Genomic DNA, 10,926 nt, shown 5'->3' on the forward strand with positions numbered 1-10,926 from the left:
TTCTTCGAACAGACGAAAGCCACAGAAAACAGCGCGGCGGACCCATGGGTCCACGCGCCTGCCTTCTGTGGCTCGGAATTCAGATACGACAGGCTTAGGCCTTGACGTGTGCAGTGGCGTAATCGATTGCCTGTTGCACGGTCGTGATCTTCTCGGCTTCCTCATCAGGAATTTCCATGCCGAATTCATCTTCCAACGCCATCACCAGTTCAACCGTGTCGAGCGAGTCAGCGCCCAGATCGTTCACGAACGAGGATTCGGTCTTGATGTCTGCCTCGGCCACGCCGAGTTGCTCTGCCACGATTTTCTTGACGCGTTGTTCGATATTGTCCATGTAACCCTCCAGGGAAGTTCGACAAAAAGTGGGCGCATTTTAGCAGGTTTGGGCCATAAAAATGCCCCCTGCCTTCTCTTGCAAGAACAGCGCCCGATCAGTTTTAAAAATAACCACTTCACACAGCTTCTGCCGGCTTCTCCTCGAACCCGACGCTGCGCAAGGTGATCAATTCATGTACATGCCACCATTCACATGGAGCGTTGTACCAGTAATGTAGGCCGCCTGCGGACCTGCCAGGAAGGCCACCGCATGCGCGATGTCTTCCGGCTGGCCGAGCCGGCCCAACGGGATCTGCGTCTTCAGTGCCGCATGCTGCTCTTCCGACAGGACTTTGGTCATGTCGGTATCGATAAAGCCCGGCGCCACGCAATTGACGGTGACGTTGCGGCTGCCGATCTCACGCGCCAGCGCGCGGCTCATGCCTTCCACGCCGGCCTTGGCCGCCGCGTAATTCATCTGGCCCGGGTTGCCGGTCGAGCCGACCACTGAAGTGATGTTGATGATACGGCCACCGCGGGCCTTCATCATCGGGCGCAGCACGGCACGCGACAGGCGGAACACCGCCGTCATGTTGGTCTCGATCACCGCGCTCCAGTCCTCATCCTTCATGCGCATGGCGAGCTGGTCCTGGGTGATGCCGGCGTTGTTCACCAGCACGCCGAGGCTGCCATGCGTCTTGACCAGCTCGTCGATCAGCGCTTCGGAAGCCGCCCCATCATTGACGTTGAGCACGGCGCCGCGACCCTTGCCGCCGGCTGCCGCCAGGTACTCGCTGATCGCAGCGGCGCCCGCCTCGCTGGTGGCGGTACCTACCACAGTGGCGCCCTGGGCGGCCAGTTCCAGTGCGATGGCGCGGCCAATGCCGCGCGATGCGCCGGTCACCAGCGCGACCTGGTCTTCCAGAAATTTTGTCATTGCGTTGGTCCTTATTTACTTCAGCAGCGCCAGCGTTTCCTGCAGGGAGGCCGGATCGAAGATCGCCCCGCCCACCAGGTTGCCGTCGATACGCTTGGTCATGCCGGCCAGCACCTTGCCGGGGCCGCACTCGATCACATGGGTCACGCCTTGCGCAGCGATCTTCTGCACGCATTCGACCCAGCGCACCGGGGCTGCGGCCTGGCGGACCAGTGCGTCCTTGATGGCTTGCGGGTCGTTGACGATGGCGACATCGACGTTGTTCACCAGCGGAATCGACGGTGCGGCAAACGCCATGCCGGCCATGCGCTCACGCAGGCGGTCCGATGCGGGCTTGAGCAGCGATGAGTGGAACGGCGCCGACACCGGCAGCGGCAGCGCGCGCTTGGCGCCACGTGCCTTGGCCAGTTCGCAGGCCTTCTCCACGGCAGCCTTGTTGCCGGCGATCACCACCTGCGACGGGGCGTTGAAGTTCACGGCTTCCACCACGCCGGCACCGGTCGCGGACGCTTCAGCGCAAGCGGCGCGCACGTCATCGTCGGACAGGCCCAGGATGGCCGCCATGCCGCCCTCGCCCACCGGCACGGCTTCCTGCATGGCTTGTGCGCGAAAGCGCACCAACGGCACCGCGTCAGCGAAGGGGATCACCCCGGCCGCCACCAGCGCGGAATACTCACCCAGGCTGTGCCCCGCCACCACGGCCGGAGCCGGGCCGCCGGCGTCGAGCCAGGCACGGTAGATGGCCACCGCAGCGGTCAGCATCACCGGTTGCGTGTTGGTGGTGAGGCTCAGGTCCTCGGCCGGGCCTTCGGTGATCAGTCGGCCCAGGTCCTGCCCGAGCGCGGCGGATGCCTCGTCCAGCGTGGCGCGGACTACCGCATTGTCGGCAAAAGCATTGAGCATGCCGACTGCCTGCGAGCCTTGCCCTGGGAATACAAAGGAAAATTTCATCGCAATCGAATCGTAAAGATGAATAGCGCCAGGTCGGCGCAGCGGCATGACACCGCGGCGCCGGCCCGAATATTACATGCGTAGCAGTACCGCGCCCCAGGTGAAGCCGCCGCCGACGCCTTCCATCAGCACGTGATGCCCGGCGCCGATGCGGCCATCGCGCACCGCCACGTCAAGCGCCAGCGGGATCGAGGCAGCCGAGGTGTTGCCGTGCTCATGCACCGTAGCCACCATGCGCTCCGCAGGCAGGCCAAGCTTCCTGGCCGTGCTTTGCATGATGCGGATATTGGCCTGGTGCGGGATCAGCCAGTCGACCTTGTCCGCCGGGAACTGCGCGCCGGCGAGTGCTTCGCGCGCGACCTTGTCGAGCACGGTGACCGCCAGCTTGAACACCGCCTGGCCGTCCATGTGCAGGAATGGGTTGCCGGTGATATTGCCGCCGGAGACATTGCCCGGCACGCACAGGATATCCACATGGCTGCCGTCGGAGTGCATCGCCGACGACAGGATGCCGGGCTCCTCCGAGGCCGACAGCACGACCGCGCCGGCACCGTCGCCGAACAGCACGCAGGTGGTGCGGTCGTTGAAATCCAGGATGCGAGAGAACACTTCCGAGCCGATGACCAGCGCGTTGCGATGCGAGCCGCTGCGGATGAATTTCTCGGCCGTGGCCAGCGCGTAGACAAAGCCGGAACACACCGCCTGCAGGTCGAACGCCGCGCAGTGGTTGGTGATGCCAAGCTTTTGCTGCACCAGGCAGGCGGCGCTCGGGAAGACGAAATCGGGCGTGGACGTAGCGACGATGATCAGGTCGATGCTCTGGCGATCGATGCCGGCCGCCTCCAGCGCGCGCTCCGCTGCCTTGACCGCGAGGTCGCTGCTGGTGACATCCGGCTCTGCCCAATGGCGGGCAGAGATGCCACTGCGCGAAAAGATCCATTCGTCGCTGGTCTCGATGCCCTTCTCAGCCAGTTGCGCCGCGAGATCGTGGTTAGTGACACGCCGCGGAGGCAAATAGCTCCCGGTACCGATGATTTTTGCGTAGCTTGTCATGTAATGTCGGATCGATCGTGTGGCCACGGGTCGTTGCCCGTAGCATCTACATCAGGACCTCAGGCGGCGTGCGGGCTTGGACTGGAATCCTGGGCGCCTGACTGCGGGCCGGTAGCCGGGGTGCTGTTACCTGACTTGTTGGCGAAAGCCTGGATGGTGCGTTCGATCACACCATTCCTGGCCGCATCATACCCGCGTTTGATAGCCCACTCAAAAGCGTGGGCATCGGCGGAGCCGTGGCTCTTGATGACCAGTCCACGCAGCCCGAGCAGGGACGCGCCGTTGTAGCGCGCCGGGTCCAGGCGCCTGGACAGCCGCTTGAGCACCGGCAAGGCCAGCACTGCCAGCAATTTGGTGAACCACGAACGCGTGAATTCTTCCTTGATCATGTTGGCGATCATCTTGGCCAGCCCTTCGCTGCTCTTTAGCGCGACGTTGCCGACGAAGCCATCGCAAACCACGATATCGGTAGTGCCTTTGAAGATATCATTGCCCTCCACGTTGCCGTAGAAGTTGAGCTCCGATGCGCGCAGCAGTTCACCCGCGCGCTTCACCACGTCGTTGCCCTTGATCACTTCCTCGCCGATGTTCAGCAGGCCGACGCTGGGTCGCTCCTTGTGGTCCACCACCGCCACCATGGCCTCGGCCATGCGCGCGAACTGCAGCAGGTGCTCGGGCTCGCAGTCGGCATTGGCGCCGAGGTCGAGCACCGTGGTGCCCCAGCCCTGCTCGTTGGGAATGGTGGTGGCGATTGCCGGCCGCTCGATGCCTTCGAGCGTCTTGAGCACATAGCGCGACACCGCCATCAGGGCCCCGGTATTGCCAGCCGAGATGCACGCGCCAGCCAGCCCTTCCTTCACCTGGGTCACCGCCACGCGCATCGAGGAATCCTTCTTCCTGCGCAGTGCCACCTCAACGGGGTCATCCATGGTGATGACTTCGGACGCGGTCACAATGCGCACGCGCGGATGGTCGAGCGCGTGCAGCTTCTTGAGCTGCGGCTCGATGCTGTCCCGCAAGCCGACCAGCACCACTTCGGCGTCGCTATGGCTTGAGAGAAAACTGATCGCCGCCGGTACCGTCACGGAGACACCGTGATCGCCACCCATGCAGTCGATAGCTAGTTTGATCGTCATTGTTTCCTGGTGCAGAAGCGCTTGTCGGCGTGACTTGAAATCCTGGCTCCCGAGCCGGGCAGGCTTGTCCCTGACCGGCCGGTGGCAACCCGACGGCACTCCCGGAGCGCTCCACGGCAAGATCTGGCGCCGCCCTCGCCGCCGCGCATGGCGCGTAGCCATGCACTTCGCTTGAGCCGGCGGCGCAAATCGGCCTGATGGAAGCCTGCGCTACGGTTTGCGCTGCGAGCGCGCAACAAAAAAGCGGCAACGATTTTGCCGCTTTTTTGTTTTTGACCTACCAACGTGCGCGTACGAGACGCAAAGTCACGCCGAACGATCTGTCAGTCGTTCTTGGTCTTGATGACCTTGCGGCCACGATAGTAGCCGTTCGGGCTCACGTGGTGACGCAGGTGGGTTTCGCCCGTGGTCGGTTCCACTGCCAGCGCTGCCGTGGTCAGGTGGTCGTGCGAGCGATGCATGCCGCGCTTGGAGGGCGACTTCTTGTTCTGTTGAACTGCCATGATGACTCCTTCGAGAATTTTTCAATGGTAACACACGCATCCCGCACGAGGCGTAGCCGGGCCCGGCCGGATGCTGATCCTGGTGCCTTCAAACGCTGCCAGATGCCGGCGAACCGGCTTCAGTGCTTCGTCTTCAGGCCGGCCAGCGCCGCAAAGGGCGAAGGCCGTTTTCTTCTTCCGGCAGAACCTCTGGTTCAGGTTCCGCCTGTCCGTCCACCCCGGTCACGAGACTTTCGTGCACCGTGGGGCAAACGTCATGCTTGGGCGCCACCGGCAAAGCCAGCAGCACTTCATCTTCAATCAGCGTCAGCAGGTCGAAACGCTTGGAGCCGACGATCACATCGAGTTCATCGTCGTCCATGGGCGCCGCATCGGCATCCGCCTCGCTGGCGACTACCTCGAAACACATGTCCGTGGCGATCGGCTGCTCGTAGACCCGCAGGCAGCGCTGGCAATCGAGCCAGACCCGGCCATTCACCGCGAGGTCGATGAACAGGCGCTCCACCGCGGGCTTGCCGGGCTCGCCCGCCTCTTCCTCGACAAAGCCGGAGAGCGCGTAGCTGAACACCTCGTCCGGTGCCGATGCTGGCGCTTGCGCCGCAGTCTCGGCTATGATGCGCGGCAAATCGCGTGCAGCAACTTCGCCGGTGGCGGCGTCGCCAGCGCGGCAAAACGCGAAGAGATCGAGCGCGCGCAGGTCAATCGGCTGGGTCATGTCTTATCGTGCCGTCATGCCGGGAGGCCTCCCGGAGGATCGCGGTTTCGACGTGTTTTCTACGCATTTTCTACGCATTTTCTACGTATACATGCGCGTACATGTATCAGCGCCGTCGAAACGTGACCCGGAAGCTACACAACACCGAAAAAAACACGGTATTGCGCCGGACTTGCTTGGCTAAACGCGAGATTATACGTCGATTCTGCTGCTGCGGTCAAAATTTTGGAAGACGCCCATTCGCCGCTTTCCCTTTTCGCTCAATTACTTATGTCGCAAACTTCCCGCCCCACCCTGATCCTGGGTTCCAGCTCACGTTATCGCCGCGAATTGCTGGAGCGCCTGCGCATTCCTTTCGAGGTGGCGACTCCCGACATCGACGAAACCCCGCAGCCCGGCGAAAGCCCCGAAGCCACCGCACTCCGGCTCTCCCACGCCAAGGCACTGGCCATTGCCGAGCGGCATCCTGGCACCCTGGTCATCGGCTCCGACCAGGTCGCCACGCTGGACGGCAAGCAGATTGGCAAGCCCGGTTCCCACGAGAAGGCCTTGGCGCAATTGCAGTGGATGCGCGGGCGCACCGTCACTTTTCACTCAGCGCTGTGCCTGCTTGACAGTCGTAGCGGCGAGGCCCAGCTGGCGGATATCCAGACGCGCGCGACTTTCCGCGACCTTCCCGACCAGGAGCTGGATGCCTACCTGCGCATCGAGCGCCCTTATGATGTCGCGGGCAGCGCCAAATCCGAAGGACTGGGCATCGCCCTGCTCTCGCATATGGAGTCCGACGATCCTACCGCGCTGGTGGGCCTGCCCCTGATCGCGCTGACCAATATGCTGCGCCAGGCCGGCTACCCCTTCTTCCAGGACTGAGGGCTTCGCCCACCCTGCGCCTAAGCCACACAAGACAAATGAGAACCCAAGCATGAGCGGCACCCTGTACCTGATCCCCAACACCCTGGGCAAACGCGACGAGTTCGACCCGCTGGCGGATGTCATTCCGGCGGGCGTGCAGCAAATCACTGCCAGCCTGGACTACCTGGTGGCGGAGAACGCCAAGACGGCACGCGCCTTCCTGAAGAAACTCAGCGAAACCTCCCCCTGGCCAAACCGATCCAGCAGATCGAGATCCGCGAGCTCAACGTCAATACGCGGGAAGGCGAACTGGCCGCGCTGCTGGCGCCGATCCGCGAAGGGCGCGACGGCGGCCTGCTGTCGGAGGCCGGCGTGCCGGCGGTGGCCGATCCCGGTGCCAACCTGGTGCGCCTGGCTCACACCAAGGGCGTGCGCGTGCGCCCCTGGTGGGCCCGAGCTCGATCCTGCTGGCCGTGATGGCGTCGGGCCTCAACGGCCAGAGCTTTGCCTTCAACGGCTACCTGCCGGTGGACGCCGGCGAGCGCGCCAAGCGCCTGCGCGAGCTGGAGCAGCTATCGCGCAAGGCACGCCAGACCCAGGTCTGGATCGAGACGCCTTACCGCAATGGCCCGTTGCTGGAGGCCATGCGCCAGCATTGCGCAGGCACCACCCTGCTGTCGATCGCAGTAGACCTGACCTTGCCAAGCGAGACCATCGTCACGCTGCCCATCTCCGATTGGCGCCCGGAGCGGCTGGCGCTGAACAAGCGCCCGGCCATCTTTTCACTGCTGGCAGTCTGAGCTGCCAGCCGGCAGACGAAAAAAACAAACAAAAAAATGGGGCGTTTCCGCCCCATTTTTTTGCCCCGCGCCGGCTTGCTTGCCTAGTGCATGGCCTGCACGCGCGTGCCGAACAACATGGTCTTCATCGCCGCCGTGCCCATCGCCGCGCCGAAACGCTTGGCCACTCGCTCCGCGATATTCTCCTTGACGGTGTAGTCGACAATATCCGCGGCCTTGAAGAGATCCCGCGCCACGTAGTCCGCATTGCCCAGGCCGTCGGCCAGGCCCAGCTCAACGCTGCGCTCGCCGGACCAGAACAAGCCGGAGAACAGATCCGGATCATCCTTCAGGCGATCGCCACGGCCTTCCTTGACCACGTCGATGAACTGCTGGTGGATCTGCTTGAGCATGGTTTCGGCGTATTGCTTCTGCCGGGGCACCTGCGGCGAGAACGGGTCGAGCATGGCCTTGTTGGCGCCGGAGGTATAAAGCCGGCGCTCCACACCCAGCTTGTCCATCAGGCCGGTGAAGCCAAAGCCGTCCATCAGTACGCCGATCGAGCCGACGATACTGGCCTTGTCGACATAGATCTTGTCGGCCGCCGCGGCCACGTAATAGCCGCCCGAGGCGCAAATCTCCTCCACCACCACATAGAACGGCTTGGCAGGATAAAGCGTGCGCAGGCGGTGGATCTCGTCATTGATCATGCCGGCCTGCACCGGCGAGCCGCCCGGCGAGTTGATCTTGAGGATGATGCCAGCGGCATTGGTATCGGCAAACGCAGCCTGCAGGGCCGCGTTGATCGATTCGGCGCTGGCGGGCGTCCCGGCAGCGATCTCGCCGTCGAGCGACACCATCGCCGTGTGGCGACCGCTCGTGGCAATCGTGCCGTCGCCCTTGAAGTCGAAAACAGCAAGGAAAATCAGCGCTAGCAGGGCGAGCCCGGCAAAGCGGAAGAATATGCGCCAGCGGCGTGCCGCGCGCTGCTCGCGCAGCGTCGCCATCAGCACCCTCTCCAGCACATCCCGCTCCCAGCCAGTCCCCGTGGGGACCGGGCCGACGTCGCGGCCGGCCAAGCGCGCCTTGCGCTGGCTGGCTTCCTTCTGCGAAGCAGCATCGCCGGCACGCAGCTCTTGCTCCAGCGGGAAATCCGCCTGCGAGGCGGTTTCCAGCCGGTCATCCCCCGCCCCGGACGCGCCGGCGCCGGCAGGAGCCGCCGGTTCCTGCGCCTTGCCGGATTCGTCCTGCGGCGGTTTTTGCTGTTCAGTCATGCAATTGGCTCTTGATTATGAATAGATAGGCTGGCCGGGCGCCGCGTCTGCCGGCTGCCCGCTAGCCCGCGGGTGCTTCGTATGGACTTTCCGGCAACCAGTACACATCGCCGTCGCGCTCTTCGACGCGCAGCTTGGACAATGAAGCGCCCCGACAAGGGCCGCCCACGCACAAGCCACTGTCCGGTGCATAAACCGCGCCATGTGTCGCGCACATCAAGTATAGGCCCGAGGACTCGAAAAACTGTCCCTCCTGCCAATCGAGCTCCATCGGCACGTGGGCGCACTGGTTCAGGTAGCCATGGACGCCCCCTCGAAGCGCACGACAAACGCGCTCAACGAGCGCCCACCAACCTCGACCACGAAGCGGACCCCGGCGCCACCTTCAGCCAGGTCTTCGGCCGCGCACAGGCGGCGCTCGCCCGTCATCCCCTGGCCCATGGCGTCAAGCATGCGTCAGCAGCCAGTCTTTCAGGTCGGCGATGGACGACGCGCAATGCAGCGGCGCCATCGCGCGCAGGGCGTCCGCGGGATGGGCGCCATAGCCTACGCCGATCCCAGCCGCGCCGGCATTGGCCGCCATCTGCAGGTCATGGGTGGTATCGCCGATCATCACCGTGCGCTCCATATCCTGCCCAAGCTCGCGAGTCAGCTCTTGCAGCATGGCCGGGTGAGGCTTGGAGAAGGTCTCGTCGGCGCAACGCGTACCGTCGAACAGGCGCACGAGGCCGGTTGCCTCCAGGGCGCGCTGCAGGCCGACGCGGGTCTTGCCCGTGGCCACACCAAGGAAATAGTGCTCGGCGTGCAAGGCTTCCAGCATCTCGCGCACCCCGTCGAACAACACCAGCTCGGCGTCGCGGGTCAGGAAGTGGAAGCGATAGCGCTCGGCCAGCTTGGGATAGTCGGCGGGATCCAGCGTCGGTACGGCGTACGATAGCGCGTCCTTAAGTCCCAGCCCGATCACGTGGCTGGCGGCACTGTCGTCGGGCACCGGCAGGCCAAGGTCGCGGCTGGCCAGCTGGATGCACTTGGCGATGGTCGGGGTGGAATCCATCAGGGTTCCATCCCAGTCGAACACGATCAGGTCGAAGCGTTGCCTGGCCATTTATATCCTCGTTAGCGCCTTAGTCAGCGGCGCGCTGGTTACGGGCTTGCTGCAGGAACGCTTCGCACTCCGGCGGCATGGGTGCAACGACAGTGGTGATTTCACCACTTATCGGATGCGTAAATGTCAGGCTGTGCGCATGCAGGAACATGCGCTTGAGCCCGGGATTGGCGCCGCTGCGGGCCAGCGCCTTGTTGAGGGCGTAATCGCCGTATTTCTCGTCACCGAGAATCGGGAAGCCCGCATGCGCCAGGTGGACCCGGATCTGGTGGGTCCGCCCGGTCTTCAGCTCGGCCTCGAGCAAGGTGTAGCCCGGCATCACCTCCAGCCGGTTGAACACGGTATGCGCGGCAATCCCGTCTTCCTGCACCCGCACGCGGCGCTCGCCTTCCGGGGTGGTGTACTTATATAGCGGGAATTTCACGTGCTGCCGGGCGTTCTCGAAATGACCAGCCACACAGGCGAAGTAACGCTTGTCGAGTGCACTGCCGCGCATCTGCTCGTGCAGGTTCACCAGCGCCGTGCGCTTCTTGGCCAGCACCAGCAGGCCGGAGGTTTCGCGGTCGAGCCGGTGGACGAGTTCCAGGAATTTGGCCTGTGGACGCGCGCGCCGCAACTGCTCGATCACGCCGAACGCCACCCCGGAGCCACCATGCACGGCGACCCCGGCAGGCTTGTTGATCACCAGCAGGTATTCATCCTCAAAGACCACCGGGAAGCTGGCCGGCGGCACGAACTTGCCGGCATCCGGTGCCGGAGCCGCCACACGCATGGGCGGAATCCGCACCACGTCGCCCAGCTGCAGCCGATAGGTGGCATCGACCCGCCCCTTGTTTACGCGCACTTCACCCGACCTCAGGATGCGGTAGACATGGCTCTTGGGCACCCCTTTCGAGAGCCTTAGGAGGAAGTTGTCGATGCGCTGGCCATCGGCTTCGTCGCCAATCGTTACGTACGCCACCTGGGGGCCGGCCGCGGCGGGCCGCGCCTCTTTTTCAATTTGATGGCGTAACTCATTCATTTTCAATATAATTTCCTCGCTGTCCCGGCCAAAGACCGGTAGCGCAAGTCAGGTGTAGGCGATTCGTCGTATTTTACACTTCGGGTTGCCGCCAGCCCTGCCAGCCTCCCGCTTCTTTGCGTACCACGCGAGCCCCGGGCTGGTGAATGGCAGCAAAAAACGCAGCACGCACGGTATCGCCCGCGCAGGAAGTCGCCCAAAGGCAACTTCGGCGCTGATGGCGGTCACGTGGGAATAGAGTGTTCAGGTAGAACAGAATTTGATAGTGGATGCCCACCCGGCATC

General features: G+C 63.7%; 10 protein-coding genes and 3 pseudogenes. 2 read left to right on the top strand and 11 right to left on the bottom strand.

Annotated features, from left to right (window positions below):
* Positions 1-94 precede the first annotated feature (94 nt).
* The 7 genes and pseudogenes from acpP to OMK73_RS20995 all read right to left on the bottom strand — a co-directional run bounded on the left by acpP (position 95) and on the right by OMK73_RS20995 (position 5,610).
* Positions 95-334 (bottom strand): acyl carrier protein, encoded by a 240-nt coding sequence (gene acpP, locus OMK73_RS20965; protein ID WP_009522116.1) that lies wholly within the window; start codon positions 332-334, stop codon positions 95-97.
* 168 nt (positions 335-502) lie between these two features.
* On the bottom strand, positions 503-1,252 hold the full coding sequence (gene fabG, locus OMK73_RS20970; RefSeq protein WP_267603785.1) for a 3-oxoacyl-ACP reductase FabG: 750 nt from the start codon (positions 1,250-1,252) through the stop codon (positions 503-505).
* Between the two features lie 15 nt (positions 1,253-1,267).
* On the bottom strand, positions 1,268-2,203 hold the full coding sequence (gene fabD, locus OMK73_RS20975) for an ACP S-malonyltransferase (RefSeq protein ID WP_267603786.1): 936 nt from the start codon (positions 2,201-2,203) through the stop codon (positions 1,268-1,270).
* A 72-nt stretch (positions 2,204-2,275) separates the two neighbouring features.
* Complete coding sequence (locus OMK73_RS20980) at positions 2,276-3,256, bottom strand: beta-ketoacyl-ACP synthase III (RefSeq protein WP_267603787.1); 981 nt, start codon at positions 3,254-3,256, stop codon at positions 2,276-2,278.
* Between the two features lie 59 nt (positions 3,257-3,315).
* The gene (gene plsX / locus OMK73_RS20985; protein WP_267603788.1) at positions 3,316-4,392 is read right to left on the bottom strand and encodes a phosphate acyltransferase PlsX; all 1,077 of its coding nucleotides are present in this window, start codon (positions 4,390-4,392) and stop codon (positions 3,316-3,318) included.
* 323 nt (positions 4,393-4,715) lie between these two features.
* Positions 4,716-4,895 carry a 50S ribosomal protein L32 gene (gene rpmF / locus OMK73_RS20990; RefSeq protein ID WP_006158597.1) on the bottom strand — a complete coding sequence of 60 codons (180 nt, stop codon included), beginning with the start codon at positions 4,893-4,895 and terminating at the stop codon, positions 4,716-4,718.
* Positions 4,896-5,014: 119 nt separating this feature from the next.
* Positions 5,015-5,610: pseudogene (locus OMK73_RS20995) on the bottom strand (DUF177 domain-containing protein).
* Positions 5,611-5,880: 270 nt separating this feature from the next.
* Here OMK73_RS20995 and OMK73_RS21000 point away from each other — a divergent pair.
* On the top strand, positions 5,881-6,480 hold the full coding sequence (locus OMK73_RS21000; RefSeq protein ID WP_267606455.1) for a Maf-like protein: 600 nt from the start codon (positions 5,881-5,883) through the stop codon (positions 6,478-6,480).
* Between the two features lie 52 nt (positions 6,481-6,532).
* Positions 6,533-7,262 (top strand): annotated as a pseudogene (locus OMK73_RS21005) (SAM-dependent methyltransferase).
* A gap of 83 nt (positions 7,263-7,345) precedes the next feature.
* Here OMK73_RS21005 and OMK73_RS21010 read toward each other — a convergent pair.
* From OMK73_RS21010 to OMK73_RS21025, 4 genes and pseudogenes are all read right to left on the bottom strand, one after another.
* Entirely contained in the window at positions 7,346-8,515 is a 1,170-nt protein-coding gene (locus OMK73_RS21010) for a S49 family peptidase (RefSeq protein ID WP_267603789.1), read from the bottom strand.
* A gap of 61 nt (positions 8,516-8,576) precedes the next feature.
* Positions 8,577-8,968: pseudogene (locus tag OMK73_RS21015) on the bottom strand (Rieske (2Fe-2S) protein).
* Positions 8,961-9,620 (bottom strand): HAD-IA family hydrolase, encoded by a 660-nt coding sequence (locus OMK73_RS21020; protein ID WP_267603790.1) that lies wholly within the window; start codon positions 9,618-9,620, stop codon positions 8,961-8,963. The pseudogene OMK73_RS21015 and the gene OMK73_RS21020 overlap by 8 nt, the downstream one beginning before the upstream one ends.
* Positions 9,621-9,639: 19 nt before the next feature.
* On the bottom strand, positions 9,640-10,641 hold the full coding sequence (locus OMK73_RS21025) for an RluA family pseudouridine synthase (RefSeq protein ID WP_267603791.1): 1,002 nt from the start codon (positions 10,639-10,641) through the stop codon (positions 9,640-9,642).
* Positions 10,642-10,926: the final 285 nt, after the last annotated feature.

The sequence above is a fragment of the Cupriavidus sp. D39 genome, assembly GCF_026627925.1.
In the GTDB taxonomy this organism is placed as follows: Bacteria; Pseudomonadota; Gammaproteobacteria; order Burkholderiales; family Burkholderiaceae; genus Cupriavidus; species Cupriavidus ulmosensis.